Source organism: Candidatus Pelagibacter sp. Uisw_094 (assembly GCF_047729535.1).
In the GTDB taxonomy this organism is placed as follows: Bacteria; Pseudomonadota; Alphaproteobacteria; order Pelagibacterales; family Pelagibacteraceae; genus Pelagibacter.
This window is the reverse complement of record NZ_CP159823.1, coordinates 61,560-77,222: the sequence shown is the minus strand read 5'-3', so window position 1 is coordinate 77,222 and position 15,663 is coordinate 61,560. Positions and strand designations below refer to the sequence as shown.

Genomic DNA, 15,663 nt, shown 5'->3' with positions numbered 1-15,663 from the left:
TTTAATTTACGTAAAAGATACTTTACTTAGAAAGTAGCTTAACTAATTTTTTAACCAGACTACTTTTTAAAGAAGATTTTGAAGCCATCATACAAGCTTCTGACTTTAAAATTTCACCATCTTTGAGAATTCGAAGATTATTTGCTCTTAGAGTTTCACCAGATGAAGTAATGTCAGTTATAATTTCAGATGAACCAGTAAAAGGGTAAGCTTCAGTTGCACCTAAACTACTAACTAATTTAAATTGCGTAACTCCTTTTGAAAATAAAAACTCTCTTGTTAAATTGGGATATTTTGTTGCTACTCTTAATCTTTTTTTCTTTTTATCTTTAAATTCAAAAGCAATTTCTTCTAAATCAGCAACTGTTTGAACATCAATCCAAGGGTCTGGGATAGCAACAACCAATGTTGCTTTGCCAAAGCCATAATTCTTAACAACACTTATCTTCTTTTGAATATTAATTTCACTCTCTTTTAATAAATCATATCCAGAAAAGCCAAGATCTAAAGAGCCATCTCCAAGTCTTTCAACTATCTCCCTTGCATGAAGATATAATACTTTAACATTCTTTAAGTTTTTAATAGATCCTAATAAATCTCTCTCACCTCTTTCTGAGACTAAATTTAATTTATTCTTTTTAAATATTTTTAAGATATCGGCTCTTAATCTGCCTTTACTTGGAATTCCGATATTAATAATATTTTTTGTCATTAGTAATTTAAATTTAAAGCAGCTCCTACTGCTGGAACTTGTTTTTTAGATCCAAGGTCTGAAATTAGTTTGTCGTATCGTCCACCGTTGATGACATTAATATTTTTTGATTTAGATTTAATATCAATTTTAAACACCATGCCTGTATAATATTCTAATTGACGCCCAAAAGACGCCGAGAACTCTACATTTAATTTTTGAATTTTGTTTAATGAGGTTGGGAAATATTTTTGATCCACAACTAAGTTAATTTTATTTTTTTTAAAAAAAATATTAAGTTTTTCAGCAGCTTGTCCTATTGGGCAATTAATTTTTAAAAACTCTTTAATAATTTTTGAAACATTTTTACCTCTACTGGCTCTTCTTGGATCTTTAATCTTATTATCAAATCTCTTCAAGATTTCTTCAATTGATCTACCCGCAACTACTGTTTGCTGATTATCTTTTAACATTTTTTGATATCTCTTTTTATCAACTTCAACAATTGTTGGGTCTACATCAGAGTTTGTCTCCAACCTTTTTAATAAGTCATTGAAGTATTCCTCTCTCCAAAAATGTCTTGAAAGTCTTAATTTCCATCTTTTTGGGATATCTAGTTTTGAAATTAATAAATTGAAAATCTCAACGTTACCAATTTTTAAAGTTCCTGATGAATATTGTAAATTAGACAGAGATTTTAAGGCTGTATTAATAATTTCCTTATCATCTTTTTTTTCATCTTTAGAGCCAATGATCTCAAAGCCAACTTGGTCTCTAATAATAGAATCTTTTTTATTATTTGATTTTCTATAAGCCTGACCACTATAAAATATTTTCTCTTTTCCTTTAAGATTATTTTCTAAATATCTCAAGCAAGATCCAATAGTTAGATCAGGTCTTAGACAAAGCTCGCTACCATTTTGATCAGTGAATGAAAAAATAAACTTTCTAAAATTCTCTCCAGATCGTTGAACGATATGATTAGCTTCAATTACTGAAGGTAAATCAATATATTTAAATCCTTTAGATTTAACTGATCTAAGGATTTTTTCAGATAAATTTTTTGATTTCATCAATTAAATTTTCTTTTGGGAACGTTATTTGATTGTTTTCACCTTTAACCCCTAAAAGGTTTTTTAAAGTAATCGTATTATCTTTGAATTCATTTTCACCACAAATAACAGCTACTGGGCATTGTTTTTTATTCGCGTACATTAACTGTTTGCCTAGATTTTTCTTACTGTCTAAAAATATTTCAGAGTTAATATTATTGTCTCTTAAAACTTTTAAAATCTCATAATAATTTTTTAAATACTTTTCGTCCATTACACAAATAATAGCTGGTTTTTTCTCATCAACTTCAATTTGATCAAGTTGCATCATTGCAAATAATAATCGGTCAACACCTATACTCATTCCAGTTCCAGGGATATCAACTCCCTTAAATCTTGAAATTAATTTATTATATTGTCCACCTGAACAAATACTTCCTATATCGACTTCTTTACCTTTATTGTTTGTTGTCTTAAAATTTAAATTTGTTTCAACACAAAATCCGTCATAATAAGCAAGCCCTCTAACAATTGTAAAGTTTGTCTTTATTTGATCTAAATAATCTCCATAACTTGCTATTTCCAACAAGTCTTCTAATTCTTTAATTCCTTCTTGAGATAAAGGGTTTTTTAAATTTTCTTTTAATTCTTTTAAATCTTTTACTTTTAAGAAGTTGATTATTTGTGAAGCTTGATCATCAGTTAAGTCAGCACCCTTTGTAATAGCTCCACTTACATCTACTCTTTCTTTTTTTAATAAATCTTCAACTCCTCTTAAACCAAAGCCAGGCTTATCAAGTTTATCTATTGCCCTCATAACTTTTATCTTTTTGTCTTCAGATATTTTAAGGTCTTCAATTAAACCTTGAACAATTTTTCTATTACTAATGTTAACAACGAACTGATCTTTTTTTAAACCACAGGCAAGAAGAGTACTTGCAATTAAATTACAAAGTTCAGCATTTGCTTGAGCAGGATTAACGTTACCAACTATATCAGCGTCACATTGCAAAAAGCTTCTATAACGAGCATTACCCGCTTTTTCATTTCTCCAGACATCGCCCATTTGATATCTTTTATAAGGTAAAGGTAATTCTTGATTGTTTTGAGCAACAAACCTAGCTAACGGACTTGATAAATCATATCTAAGAGTAATATTTTTTTCACCATCTTTAAATGAGAATACGTCAGACATAGAATTACTATCATCATCTGCAAGAAATGATCCAATATTTTCTGAAATTTCAAATGAAGGAGTTTCAAGAGCAGCAAAACCAAATTTTATAAAATTAGTTTCAATAATACTAATTAACTTTTTCTTGAGAATTAATTTCTTGCCCCATCGGTCTTCAAATCCTGAGGGTAATCCAGGAATTAGTTTATTTTCTTTATTCATTTTTTTTGGTACCCGCGCTTGGAATCGAACCAAATCCTATAGTTCCACAAACTATCGTACTAACCGTTATACTACGCAGGCATTCCTTGTTTTTATATTATTTTTGTGTGGATTTAAAATTATATTATAAATAAATAGCCTAAAGGCTATGGAAACAAAGTCTATGAGTACTTCTTGAAGTCTCTCTATATGTAATATTTATAATCATGAGCAGTCTTTTAGACAATTAAGAATAATTTTCAATACATAAATATAAAAAGACGTTGACCTTATTTTTAAATTTTTAAGAGAGGTGGTGGTGGCCCCAACTGGACTCGAACCAGTGACACACGGATTTTCAATCCGATGCTCTACCAACTGAGCTACAGGGCCCCATATTAACCTCTAAAAGTGATACGACCTTTGGTCAAATCGTAAGGTGTCATTTCGACTTGAACCTTATCACCTTGAAGTACTCGAATTCTGTTCTTACGTAATTTGCCTGCAGCATGAGCTGTAACAATGTGGCCGTTTTCTAATTTAACTCTGAACATTGCATTCGGTAATAAATCCTCAACAATTCCTGAGAACGACAGCATTTCTTGTTTTGACAAATTTATTTTCTCCTAATTCTTTTTTCTACCGACTTAGCGTGTCCCGCTAAACCCTCGTAGTTTGCAAGTGTTATAACTGATGGACCAAGGGTTTCAATCCCTTTTTTTGATAGGTTTATATATGAAATTCTTTTATAAAATTCATTAACACTAACTCCACTTGAATATCTTGCAGAAGAATTAGTTGGTAATACGTGATTAGGGCCAACATTATAATCTGTCATTGCCATTACAGCATATTTTCCTAAACAGATAGATCCTGCATTTTTAATTTTACCCACTACTTTTTTATAATTCTTGATATTAAGCTCTAAGTGCTCAGGAGCAATTTTATTTATTGTATTAATAATTTTTTGATCAGACTGCATATGAATTAAAATTCCATTATTAAATAAACTATTTTTTGCAATTGCAGCTCTAGGTATTTCTTTTAATTGATTAATAATTTCGTCATTAACTTTTTTAATAATTGATTTGTCCTTTGAAATTAAAATACATTGAGCAAGATTATCGTGTTCTGCTTGACCTATTAGATCACTTGCTATCCATTCAGGGTTTGAAAATTTATCACAAACAATTGTTACTTCAGAAGGGCCTGCTATCATTCCTTCAATTCCAACATCTCCAAAAACTTCTTTTTTTGCTGCAGCTACGTAAGAATTTCCGGGGCCAACAATTTTATCAACTTTTTTAATTTTCTTAGTACCATACGCTACAGCTGCTATAGCAGATGGTCCTCCAATTGAATAAATTTCTTTAATTTTACATTTTTTTGCAGCATATAATACGGCAGGATTTTGTTTACCTTTCTGACCTGGATTAACCATAACTAGTCTTTTCACTCCAGCAACAATTGCAGGTATTGCATTCATTAAAACACTAGAAGGGTATGAGGCTGTTGAGCCAGGCACATAAATTGCAACCGATTCAATAGGCACGTATTTATACTCTAATTTATTTTTTAGTGTATCCGTATAAGAAATATTTTTGAATTTTTGTAACAAGTGGAATTTATAAATTCTATCATAAGCAAGATCGATTGCTTTTTTAACCTTTAGATCTAAAGACTGAATAGTTTTATTTATTTGTTTTATACTTGGTGCAATAACACTATTTTTATTAAATCTCTTTTCATACTTTAAGATGGCTTTATCTCCATTTTTCTTAACATCTTTAGTAATTTTAATAACCGAAACTGAATTAAGTTGGACTTTATTTTTTCGTTTAGACAGTAATGCATCTAAAGTTTTGTCAAAGTTTTTTTTTTTACTATCTAATATCTTAATCATTAATCAGCTTTGTTTTGGTCATCTAAGGTTACTTCAATTATTTCTGTTGATAATGTAATGTATGCGTTGTTTGTAAACATTAAGTTTATCTCATAATTGTCATTATTCTTTAAATAATCCATCCCAATTAAATCTAATTTTTCCTCAGGATCATTTTGTTTAATATTTTTAGATTTAACTCTATCCACAAATTCGAATTTGCAAATGCTAGTAACTTTTTTATCTTTCTCATCCGTTTCTACTTTAGATCTATTTAATGATAATAAAAAAACTTTGTTTGACTGAAGATATTTAATATCATTAACCTTAACTTCAGCTCCAGAGCAACATGCTGAGATTACTTGCAATCCCTCATTGTCTGTAGCTATAATTTTTGATAAATATTTTTTATCCATTAGTTAATTCTCTTAATTTTAGCCCCTACTTTTTTTAATTTCTTCTCTATATCCTCATAACCTCTATCAAGGTGATATATCCTATTAATTACTGATTTTCCTTTAGCTGCAAGTGCTGCAAGAATTAAAGATACAGAAGCTCTTAAATCTGTGGCCATTAATTCTGCTGCTTCAAATTTGATATTTCCTTCTATGGTTGCTTTATTTCCACTAATAGAAATCTTAGCTCCCATTCTATTTAACTCCGCAACGTGCATGAATCTATTTTCAAATATTTCTTCTTTAATATGAGATTTTTTATTAGCCTTACACAATAATACCATCATTTGTGCCTGTAAATCTGTTGGAAACCCTGGATAAGGAGATGTTTTAATATTTATGCTTTTAATCTTTTTACTTCCCTGAATAAGTATTTCATTTTTTCTTAAAATAATTTTTGATCCTACTTTTTTTAAGATATTAATTTCTGTACTTATTATCTTAGGATCAATTCCAGTAATCTTCAAATTTCCTTCTGTTAATGCTGCAGCTATTAAATAAGTTCCAGCCTCTATTCTATCTGGCATTACTGAATAATTTAATTCTTTAAGGTTATTCACTCCTTCAATCCTAACTGTTCTCTTTGCAGTCCACTTAATATTGCAGCCCATATTAATTAAAAAATTAACTAGATCTTTAATTTCGGGTTCAATGGCACAATTTGATAAGGTTGTTTTTCCTTTAGCTAAACATGAGGCTATAATTAAATTTTCTGTAGCACCAACTGAAACTTTAGGAAATTTTATATTCGCTCCTATTAATCCTTTGGGTGCATTAGCGTGAACATATCCCTGAATAATTTTATATTTAACTCCAAGTTTTGATAGAGCTTGCAAATGAATATCGACAGGTCTTGTTCCTATCGCACAACCGCCAGGTAATGAAACTTTTGCTTTACCAAATTTAGCAAGCAATGGTCCTAAAACTAATATTCCTGCCCTCATAGTTTTAACCAAACTATAAGCTGCAAAAGTTTTTGTTTGCCTAGTATGTTTGATAATTAATTCTTTTTTATTATCATCAATAACTGAACCTAATGACTTTAATAAAAGTATCATTGTTTCTATATCTTTTACTCTTGGAAGGTTTGCTAAAGATATCTTTTTATTTGATAGTAATGTTGCAGCTAGAATAGGAAGAGATGCATTCTTAGATCCTGAAATTCTAATGTGTCCCTTGAGCTTTGCCGCTCCAAAGACTTCCAATTTTTTCATGATTATACTTTTGGTAAAGTTACTCCAGTTTGACCCATGTATTTTCCTTTACGATCAGCGTATGAAGTTTCGGGAGACCGATCTCCTTTTAGAAATAAAAATTGAGCAACACCTTCATTTGCATAAATTTTTGCTGGTAGTGGTGTGGTATTAGAAAACTCAAGAGTAACTGTTCCAAAGAATTCAGATTCGATTGGAGTTACGTTAACTATAATCCCCGTTCTTGCATATGTACTCTTACCAACAACAATACACATAATATCTCTTGGTATTTTAAAGACCTCAATAGTAGTGCCAAGGGCGAAGGAATTAGGAGGAATAATAATATATTCAGAGCTTTTTTTAGTCACAAAATTATCTGAACTAAACTCCTTAGGGTCAACGATAGAAGAATTAACATTATGAAATATCTTAAATTCATCTCCTACTCTTGCATCATAGCCAAATGAACTAAGTCCATAAGAAATTTTACCATCTCTTACTTGCTTATCTATAAAAGGAGAAATCATTGATTCCTCAACTGCTAACCTCCTTATAGATTTATCGGAAAGTACTGACATTATTTACTTTTCTTCTTATTTTTTTTTTGAAAAATTTTTCTTTTTTTTAAATTTTTTTTAAGAGCCAGACTTAACTTCTCATTTTTTTCTTTATCATTCATTATTTATCTGGATTAGTTAAAAAATCTAAAGTGATAGGCTTTGATGCATCTAAAGTTTTCTCTGGTTCTTCTTGAACTTTTGGTCCCTCTTTAGCTTCACGTTTTGCTTTTTTTTCGGCAAGCTTTTTTTCTCTCTTAGCTTGCTTCTCCATAAGCTTATTGCCTTTAGTAGATTTATAATCGTAATGAATGCCCATAAAATTTCCTCCGTAGGTATAAATCATTATATGAAAAAAATTAAGGCAATTTTTTGAAAAAATGATTTATTATAGAAATACTTGAATAAAATAACAAATTAGCCCCTATAGTTAAATGGCATAACATGTCCATGGTAAGGATAAATTTCAAGTTCGATTCTTGGTGGGGGCACCAGATTATTTTTTATAAAATATTTTTCTAGCAACAATTGCAACTATTAATAAAGCTCCAAAAGCAATCATTGGGATGTAGATATCTGGTGAATATATCAAATCAATGATTCTAGGAGCTTCTAAATTTTGCTCTATAATTTTTTCAAGTCCACTTCCAATTGAAACAACTAAAAATAGTGGTGGAGTTAATCCTATTAATGTTGCCCAAAAAAAATTACTTACTCTGACATTAAAAATACAAGGCAATACATTTGATAATGCAAAAGGAATGCCTCCGATAAACCTGTAAGCTAAAAGGTAAATAAATTCTGATTTTTTAAATTTAGCTTCTAAATTTTTAAATTTATTTAAAAACTTTTCTTTAATAATTTCTTTAAAAAAATAATTTCCAATGATGTATAAAATTGTTGCTCCAATAGTCATTCCAATTATTAGAATAAAAGTTCCAAGCCACTTACCAAAAATAAACCCTGCTAGAAGTGCAACCGGTAAACCAAATCCAGCCATAACAACCCAGACAATTGTGGCTATTAAAAATATTAGAGAAATTAAAAGTAAATTAGTTTGCTTTAATCCGAAAAAATAATCTCTATTATTTTTAATAAATTCATAGCTAGTTAATTCTTCGAGGGTGAATTTTGATAAAAAAAAGTATAAAAATGATGAAACAACTAGAAGATAAAATAAACCTAAAGTTATCTTAACTTTTTTTGATTTTTCCATAATTTACTGGTCGTATTATAAAATCTTCTATTTGCTATTTATACATATAATTACTATAAAGGGCGAAATTTTAAAAACTTAAATAAATCCTATGAAAAGAACATATCAACCCAAAGTTGGAAAACGTCTTAAGAAGCATGGCTTCAGATCAAAGATGGCAACTAAAGGTGGGAAAAAACTTATTAAGAGAAGACGTGATAAGGGACGTAAAAACCTTACGGTGTCATCCACTCAAAAAAAGCCTCAAGGTAAATAAACCATACTAAATGAAAAGCAAAATTGTTGCTCTTTCTAAAAACGAAGATTTCAAAGATTTACTTAAGAAGAAAAAAATCTCAAATAAATATATCACCCTTTTTTTTGGCCCTCTTGCAGATAAAGATAATAAAAAACTAAATATTAGCTTTGTAGCTAAAAAAAAACTAATCCGTGGTGCCGTAAAGAGAAATAAAGTTAAAAGAAGATTAAGAAATATAATGAATGAAGCGGTAAAAAAATTGTCAATAAACTTTAATTATTCTTACCTTGTGATTGCGAAAATGACTATGCTAAACAATGAATATGCGATAATAAAAGATACTTTATTCCAAGACATAGAAAAGATTAAGTAATGAATATTATATCAAAAATTTTAATTGGCCTGATCAAATTTTATAAAATGGTTATTAGCCCCTACTTAACTCCTTCGTGTAGATATCTTCCAACTTGCTCAGAATATACAATTGAATGTTTAAGAACATATGGGCTCATTAAAGGGATCTCAAAGAGCACTAAAAGAATATTTTCATGTCATCCTATTAAGATGTTGGGTGGTGGTGAAGGATTTGACCCAGTAAACAAAGAATTAAAGGCTAAGAAATAATGGATACTAGAAACGTAATTGCAGCAATATCCTTATCAGCAGCTGTTATTATTTTATACTCTCTTTTTTTTCAGCCTGATCCTACAACTATTAAAAAAAATCTAGCTGAACAAAATAAAATTGAAAATAATGAAGACACTCCTAGCTTGGATAAAAATGAAAACTTTGCGAAACTTTCAAGAACAGATGCTTTAAAAGAAAATGATAGAATTCAATTTGAAAATGGAAGTGTTATTGGGTCAATTTCTTTAAAGGGTGCAGCAATAGATGACCTTACTTTCAAAGAATATAATATTGAACTTAATGGAAGTGATAAAATAACCTTATTAAACCCAAGAAATGTTGAAGATGGTTATTTAATTGAAAGTGGTTTTGTAAGTGCTAATAAAAATATAGATATACCTGATGCTTCTACGGTCTGGGAAGTTTCTGGAAATAAAAAATTAACCAATAATAGTCCAGTGAAACTAACGTGGAGTAATACTCAAGGTATTACATTTGAGAAACATATAAGTTTAGATGATCAATTTTTGTTTACTGTAAAAGAAAAAATAATTAACAGATCAGATAAATCTTATAATTTTTACTCATACGGACAAATAATTAGAAATAAATTACCAGAAATATCTGGCTTTTATATTTTGCATGAAGGGTTTTTATCTGTACTTGATGATCAATTAATTGAAGAAGATTACGACGATATTCAGGAAAAAAAGTTTACTCAAATTGCACAAGAAGGATTTGTTGCTATTTCAGATAAGTTTTGGGTTACATCAGTTATACCACCTAAGGGTAAAGAGTTTAAAACAACTTTTGACTATAAAAATAAATTCAGAGCGAACTACATATCAACCAAAGGTATTGAGGTTAAAGCAAACAGTTCAGTTGAAGAAAAAATTCAGATTATAGTTGCCGCTAAAAGAGTAAATGTCATTGATGGTTATGCTGAAAATTTAAATATCAATAAATTTGATCTAGCGATTGATTGGGGCTTTATGTATTTCATCACAAAACCTTTATTCTTTGTATTAGATTACTTCTTTAAATTACTTGGTAATTACGGTTTAGCAATTATTGCTGTCACTATTTGTATTAGATTGGCTTTCTTTCCTCTTGCCAACTTTAGTTTTAAGTCCATGGGAAAAATGAAGTTATTAGCACCTGAAATGGCTCGTCTGAAAGAGTTGCACAAGGATGATAAAATGAAATTACAACAAGCAATGATGGCTCTTTATAAAAAAGAAAAAGTTAATCCTATGAGTGGTTGTCTTCCTATTCTGGTTCAAATTCCAGTTTTCTTTGCGCTATATAAAGTATTATTTGTAACTATTGAAATGAGACACATGCCATTTTATGGATGGATAAATGACTTAAGTGATAGAGATCCAACATCTTTATTTAATGTTTTTGGTTTACTCCCTTGGGATCCACCTTCTTTCTTGTTAATAGGTGCATGGCCAATCATTATGGGTATCACGATGTTTATACAACAAAAGCTTAATCCTACTCCGCCAGATCCTATACAGGCTAAAATATTTATGTTCTTTCCAGTATTTTTAACTGTGATTCTTGCACCATTTCCTGCAGGTCTTGTTATCTACTGGAGCTTCAACAACATCTTCACAATGATTCAACAATATATTGTTCAAAGAAAAATGACTATCAAAACAACATAAATGTCATCGTTAAGAGAAGAAGAATTAATAAACATCCTACCTAAAGATGGCCCAACAGTTGAAGAAGTAAAAAAATACTTAGAAAAATATAATGATGAATTTATTATCATCAAGTGTGGTGGCAGTGTTTTAGTTGATCCAAAATTATTTGGAATTTTTATTGAAGATGTAGTCATTTTGAAAAAACTTGGTTTTAATCCTATAGTTGTTCATGGAGGTGGAAAAAGAATTAATAGTAAACTTTCTGAAGTTAATATTAAAAGTAACTTTATTAATGGATTAAGAGTTACCGATAAAGATACTATCAATATAGTTGAGGATGTATTAATTGAATTTAATAAAGAGATTGTTGAAGCTTTAAATGAGTTAGCCTGCAAAGCAAAAAGAATTACTTCAAAAGAAAATAATATAATTACTGCCGTACAAGAAAACAAAGACCTTGGATTTGTGGGAACACCTACTGAAATTAATAAAGATCTATTAACTGAAACAATAAAAGTAAACGAAGTACCTGTCGTTGCACCCTTAGGTTTAAATAAAGATAATCAGACTTTCAATATAAATGCCGATACAGCTGCAGGATCGATCGCAATTGAGCTAAAAGCTAGAAGATTAATGATTATTAGTGATGTTGAGGGCGTATTAGATAGTGAAAAAAAACTAATCCCTGAAATTAACTCAAAAAAAGCTAATGAATTAATTGATCAAGAGGTAATTTCTGGTGGAATGATACCTAAAATTAAGAATTGTCTAAATGTTGCAAGTAATGGGGTCAAGGCGGTTGTGATAATTGATGGAAGAAAAAATCACTCACTCCTTTTTGAACTATTATCTGATAAAGGTTCGGGAACTTTAATAAGAGAATGAAAAATTTAATTGATACTAAATACTGGCTATTCGACTTAGATAATACTTTGTATTCTGGACAAACAAAGGTTTTTTCTGAAGTTGATAAAAAGATGTCTTCTTTTATTTCAAAGAAATTTAACGTGGATTTAATTAAAGCAAGAGAAATTCAAAAAGAATACTTCTATGAGTATGGAACGACATTATCAGGATTAATGAATCACGATAAAATTGATCCACATGAATTTCTTGAATTTGTTCATGATATTGATATCAGCTGGCTTCCTAAAGATGAGTTGTTGCGAGAAGAATTAATTAAAATTAAAGAAAAAAAATATATTTTTACCAATGGCTCTCATGCTCATGTTGAAAATGTAACCAAACAACTGGGTATAGATGGTTTGTTTGATGGAGCGTTTGATATTGTTGATGCAAATTTTATTCCAAAACCAAAAATTGAACCTTATAAAAAAATAGTAGAAAAATTTGATCTAGATCCAACAAAATCAATATTGATTGAAGATATTGCTCATAATTTAGAACAAGCTAAAAACTTAGGAATGAAAACTTGCTGGCTTGAGAATGATGAGGTATTTGCAAAAAAAGATGCAGATAAACCATATATTGATTATAAGATTAGGAACTTGCCTTCTTTTCTACAAGAAATTAATATATTAAAAGCACAATAAAACTAACCTACTAACAATAAAATAAAACTATGAAAGAATTTGAAAACATTATCAATACAGCTTGGGACAATAAAGACTCCATCAACGGTCAATCTGATAAGTCTATATTAGATGCCATCAACCAAACGATTGAACTTGTTGATAAAGGTGAACTAAGAGTTGCTGAAAAAAATGGTAATGAGTGGGTAGTTAATCAGTGGGTTAAAAAAGCAATAATGTTAAGTTTTAGAACTCATGATATGGATTCATTGAGTGGCCCATATAGTAGTTGGTATGACAAGTCTCATTTACTAAAAGGTAAAACAGCAGATTGGACTAAGGAAGATCATATAAAAGCTGGTTTTAGAATGGTTCCAAATTCTCCAGTTAGAAAAGGATCTTTTATTGGAAAGAACGCAGTGCTAATGCCTTGCTTTGTAAATATTGGAGCTTATGTGGATGAAGGAACTATGGTGGACACTTGGGCTTCTGTAGGATCTTGTGCACAAATAGGAAAGAACTGTCACATATCAGGTGGTGCTGGAATTGGAGGTGTATTAGAGCCAATGCAAGCTAACCCTACTATCATCGAAGATAACTGTTTTATTGGAGCTCGTTCAGAAATAGTTGAAGGAGTAATTGTTGGAGAAGGATCTGTATTATCTATGGGTGTATTTATTGGTCAATCTACAAAAATTGTTTATCGAGAAACTGGTGAAGTAATCTATGGAAAAATTCCACCGTATTCAGTAATAGTACCAGGCAGCCTTCCAAGTAAAGATGGTAAAGGACCTGCTTTATATTGTGCAGTAATTATTAAACAAGTTGATGAAAAAACTAGATCTAAAACTTCTATTAACGACTTATTAAGAGACTAAATGCCAACTTACAATGAAATCACATTAGCTAAAGAGCTAATAAGATTTCCAAGCATTACACCAATTGATGCTGGAGTAATGAAATTTCTAGCTAAAAAATTAACTGCTATTGGATTTAAATGTAAGATTTTAGAGTTTAAAGATAAAAACTCTAAACCAGTTAAAAATCTATATGCAAGATTAGGTAATTCTCAACCAAACTTTATGTTTGCTGGTCATTTGGATGTAGTACCTCCAGGAAATATAAAAGATTGGACGATTAAACCTTTTAGTCCAGCTATTAAAAAAAATCATCTTATTGGTAGAGGTGCTAATGACATGAAAAGTGCAATTGCAAGCTGGGTTGTTGCTGTAAATAGCTTTGTATCAAATAATAAAAAAATTAACGGATCAATTAGTTTATTAATTACCGGTGATGAAGAAGGTGTTGCAATTAATGGTACTAAAAAAGTAGTTGATTACTTAAAAAAGAAAAAAGAAAAAATAGACTTTTGCTTAGTTGGTGAACCAACAAACCCTAATAAACTTGGTGAAATGATTAAAATTGGTAGAAGAGGAAGTATCAATGCTGAATTAACTATAATTGGAACTCAAGGTCATGTTGCATATCCTCATCGTGCTAAAAATCCATCGACTTCATTGATCAAAATACTGAATGAAATAAAAGAAATAAAATTTGATAAAGGAACAAAAGACTTTCAACCAACAAATTTAGAAGTAACTAAAATTAATATCTATAATACAGCTGATAATGTTATTCCAGGACTTGCAAGAGCCACATTCAACATAAGATTTAACAATAAACACTCATCTTCTAGCTTAAAGAATAGATTAAATAAAATTTTCAAAAAAATTACTAAAAAAGATAAATCTAATTTTGAAGTAGAATATCGTGTATCAGGCGAAGCTTTTTTAACCAAGCCTAATAAAACAACTTATATGATTCAAGATGTAATAAAAAAAATTACAAAAATTAAACCTCAATTATCTACAACAGGTGGAACTTCAGATGCAAGATTTATTAGAAAAATTGCTCCATGTTTAGAATTTGGTCTAGTAGGTAAAACAATGCACAAAGTAGATGAGGCAGTATCTATTTCAGACTTAAAAAAGTTAACAAAAATATACTCTGAAATTCTTAAAAATTACTTTTAATGATCTGCATTAAAGCAGATATCCCTAAAGAGCTTAATGATATTGATGATGAATTAAAAGCTATTTATCACTCTAAAGATAGCGTTTGTTTTTTTGTTTTTAAGAATAGAGAACAGCGTGATAAGTTTGTAGAAAGAACTAAAGGAATGCTAAAAGTAGAACGAGAAACTATTTATCAAGAATATCTATCTTAAATGAAAACTGGTTTAATAACTTCAGATACTTATCAAAATCATAATACAGGCGACGGTCATCCAGAGAAAATTGATAGAGTTACAGTAGTTATTGATAATTTCAAAAAGTTAGATAATAAAGATTTAATTTGGAAAAAACCTTCAAAATTTGACCGATCACTTTTAGAAATAACTCACAATTCTGATTATATAAATTTTGTAGAAAAATCTTTTCCTGAAAAAGGATTATCTTTTTTAGATGGAGATACGATTGTCTCCCCAGGAAGTAAGGATGCCACGTCAGATGCCGTAGGTTCAATCATTACAGCTATAGATGGTGTTCAAAATAAAAATTTTAACAATGCGTTTTGTGCTGTCAGACCTCCTGGACATCATGCAGAGAAAAATAAAGCTATGGGTTTTTGCATCTACAACAATGTAGCTGTTGGAGCCAATTATCTTATAAATAAATATAAACTTAAAAAAGTAGCAATTATTGATTTTGATGTTCATCATGGAAATGGCACTCAAGATATTTTTTACGATAATGAAAAAGTTCTATATATTTCTACTCATCAATACCCTTATTACCCTGGGTCAGGCACTAATGATGAAAAAGGAAAACATAACAATATATTAAATATTCCTTTGCCAGCAGGAACAACCTCGGAAGAATACTTAAATGCCTATGAATTTGTACTTAAGAAAATTAAAGAATTTAAACCTGAATTTATCTTACTTTCAGCAGGGTTTGACGCCCATAAAGATGATCCATTGGCACAACTTCAATTAGAGTCAAGAGACTTTTATAATATTACTAAAAGAACACTCGAGCTATCAAGACAATATTGTGATGGAAAAATAGTGTCAATTTTAGAAGGTGGATACGATCTATTAGCACTTCAAGAAAGCACTGAGATGCATGTAAAAGCTTTACTAGAATTTAATTGATAATTTCTCAATACGCATTAAAGAACTCAT

The 15,663-nt window shown here is 29.8% G+C and carries 20 protein-coding genes and 3 tRNA genes; 11 read left to right on the top strand and 12 right to left on the bottom strand.

Annotated elements, in window-relative coordinates:
* Window positions 1-22 precede the first annotated feature (22 nt).
* The 11 genes from hisG to ABXT72_RS00345 all read right to left on the bottom strand — a co-directional run bounded on the left by hisG (window position 23) and on the right by ABXT72_RS00345 (window position 7,527).
* Window positions 23-712 (bottom strand): ATP phosphoribosyltransferase, encoded by a 690-nt coding sequence (gene hisG, locus ABXT72_RS00395; protein WP_415278378.1) that lies wholly within the window; start codon window positions 710-712, stop codon window positions 23-25.
* Entirely contained in the window at window positions 712-1,764 is a 1,053-nt protein-coding gene (locus ABXT72_RS00390) for an ATP phosphoribosyltransferase regulatory subunit (protein WP_415278377.1), read from the bottom strand. The genes hisG and ABXT72_RS00390 overlap by 1 nt, the downstream gene beginning before the upstream one ends.
* Complete coding sequence (hisS, locus tag ABXT72_RS00385; protein WP_415278376.1) at window positions 1,742-3,139, bottom strand: histidine--tRNA ligase; 1,398 nt, start codon at window positions 3,137-3,139, stop codon at window positions 1,742-1,744. Before hisS ends, ABXT72_RS00390 begins: the two co-directional genes overlap by 23 nt.
* Before the next feature lie 6 nt (window positions 3,140-3,145).
* Window positions 3,146-3,220: transfer RNA gene (locus ABXT72_RS00380), tRNA-His, on the bottom strand.
* Window positions 3,221-3,435: 215 nt separating this feature from the next.
* Window positions 3,436-3,511: transfer RNA gene (locus tag ABXT72_RS00375), tRNA-Phe, on the bottom strand.
* 5 nt (window positions 3,512-3,516) lie between these two features.
* Entirely contained in the window at window positions 3,517-3,732 is a 216-nt protein-coding gene (infA, locus tag ABXT72_RS00370) for a translation initiation factor IF-1 (RefSeq protein WP_006997427.1), read from the bottom strand.
* 2 nt (window positions 3,733-3,734) lie between these two features.
* Complete coding sequence (gene hisD, locus ABXT72_RS00365; RefSeq protein WP_415278375.1) at window positions 3,735-5,021, bottom strand: histidinol dehydrogenase; 1,287 nt, start codon at window positions 5,019-5,021, stop codon at window positions 3,735-3,737.
* The gene (locus ABXT72_RS00360; RefSeq protein WP_415278374.1) at window positions 5,021-5,416 is read right to left on the bottom strand and encodes a DUF2948 family protein; all 396 of its coding nucleotides are present in this window, start codon (window positions 5,414-5,416) and stop codon (window positions 5,021-5,023) included. The genes hisD and ABXT72_RS00360 overlap by 1 nt, the downstream gene beginning before the upstream one ends.
* Window positions 5,416-6,669 (bottom strand): UDP-N-acetylglucosamine 1-carboxyvinyltransferase, encoded by a 1,254-nt coding sequence (murA, locus tag ABXT72_RS00355; RefSeq protein WP_415278373.1) that lies wholly within the window; start codon window positions 6,667-6,669, stop codon window positions 5,416-5,418. The genes ABXT72_RS00360 and murA overlap by 1 nt, the downstream gene beginning before the upstream one ends.
* Window positions 6,670-6,671: 2 nt before the next feature.
* Window positions 6,672-7,229 carry a dCTP deaminase gene (gene dcd / locus ABXT72_RS00350; protein ID WP_415278372.1) on the bottom strand — a complete coding sequence of 186 codons (558 nt, stop codon included), beginning with the start codon at window positions 7,227-7,229 and terminating at the stop codon, window positions 6,672-6,674.
* Between the two features lie 100 nt (window positions 7,230-7,329).
* The gene (locus ABXT72_RS00345) at window positions 7,330-7,527 is read right to left on the bottom strand and encodes a hypothetical protein (RefSeq protein ID WP_006997433.1); all 198 of its coding nucleotides are present in this window, start codon (window positions 7,525-7,527) and stop codon (window positions 7,330-7,332) included.
* A 101-nt stretch (window positions 7,528-7,628) separates the two neighbouring features.
* Between ABXT72_RS00345 and ABXT72_RS00340 the strand changes: the two genes are divergently transcribed.
* A tRNA-Thr gene (locus ABXT72_RS00340) sits at window positions 7,629-7,702 on the top strand.
* 2 nt (window positions 7,703-7,704) lie between these two features.
* Here the strand turns inward: ABXT72_RS00340 and ABXT72_RS00335 are convergent.
* Entirely contained in the window at window positions 7,705-8,424 is a 720-nt protein-coding gene (locus ABXT72_RS00335) for a TVP38/TMEM64 family protein (protein WP_415278371.1), read from the bottom strand.
* A 91-nt stretch (window positions 8,425-8,515) separates the two neighbouring features.
* Here ABXT72_RS00335 and rpmH point away from each other — a divergent pair, with 91 nt between their 5' ends.
* From rpmH to ABXT72_RS00285, 10 genes are read left to right on the top strand one after another with little or no spacing between them, the layout of a single operon-like run.
* Window positions 8,516-8,680, top strand: coding sequence for a 50S ribosomal protein L34 (rpmH, locus tag ABXT72_RS00330; protein WP_006997435.1), 165 nt, complete (start codon window positions 8,516-8,518; stop codon window positions 8,678-8,680).
* 10 nt (window positions 8,681-8,690) lie between these two features.
* The gene (gene rnpA, locus ABXT72_RS00325) at window positions 8,691-9,035 is read left to right on the top strand and encodes a ribonuclease P protein component (protein WP_415278370.1); all 345 of its coding nucleotides are present in this window, start codon (window positions 8,691-8,693) and stop codon (window positions 9,033-9,035) included.
* On the top strand, window positions 9,035-9,286 hold the full coding sequence (gene yidD / locus ABXT72_RS00320) for a membrane protein insertion efficiency factor YidD (RefSeq protein WP_415278369.1): 252 nt from the start codon (window positions 9,035-9,037) through the stop codon (window positions 9,284-9,286). Before rnpA ends, yidD begins: the two co-directional genes overlap by 1 nt.
* Window positions 9,286-10,962: a membrane protein insertase YidC gene (gene yidC / locus ABXT72_RS00315; RefSeq protein WP_415278368.1), complete on the top strand. Its 1,677-nt coding sequence runs from the start codon at window positions 9,286-9,288 to the stop codon at window positions 10,960-10,962. Before yidD ends, yidC begins: the two co-directional genes overlap by 1 nt.
* Entirely contained in the window at window positions 10,963-11,829 is an 867-nt protein-coding gene (argB, locus tag ABXT72_RS00310; protein ID WP_415278367.1) for an acetylglutamate kinase, read from the top strand.
* The gene (locus ABXT72_RS00305; RefSeq protein WP_415278366.1) at window positions 11,826-12,497 is read left to right on the top strand and encodes a pyrimidine 5'-nucleotidase; all 672 of its coding nucleotides are present in this window, start codon (window positions 11,826-11,828) and stop codon (window positions 12,495-12,497) included. Before argB ends, ABXT72_RS00305 begins: the two co-directional genes overlap by 4 nt.
* 29 nt (window positions 12,498-12,526) lie before the next feature.
* Entirely contained in the window at window positions 12,527-13,354 is an 828-nt protein-coding gene (gene dapD / locus ABXT72_RS00300) for a 2,3,4,5-tetrahydropyridine-2,6-dicarboxylate N-succinyltransferase (RefSeq protein ID WP_415278365.1), read from the top strand.
* The gene (gene dapE / locus ABXT72_RS00295; RefSeq protein ID WP_415278364.1) at window positions 13,355-14,509 is read left to right on the top strand and encodes a succinyl-diaminopimelate desuccinylase; all 1,155 of its coding nucleotides are present in this window, start codon (window positions 13,355-13,357) and stop codon (window positions 14,507-14,509) included.
* Window positions 14,509-14,703, top strand: coding sequence for a hypothetical protein (locus ABXT72_RS00290; protein ID WP_415278363.1), 195 nt, complete (start codon window positions 14,509-14,511; stop codon window positions 14,701-14,703). The genes dapE and ABXT72_RS00290 overlap by 1 nt, the downstream gene beginning before the upstream one ends.
* Window positions 14,704-15,633 carry a histone deacetylase family protein gene (locus ABXT72_RS00285; RefSeq protein ID WP_415278362.1) on the top strand — a complete coding sequence of 310 codons (930 nt, stop codon included), beginning with the start codon at window positions 14,704-14,706 and terminating at the stop codon, window positions 15,631-15,633.
* The last annotated feature ends 30 nt before the right edge of the window (window positions 15,634-15,663 follow it).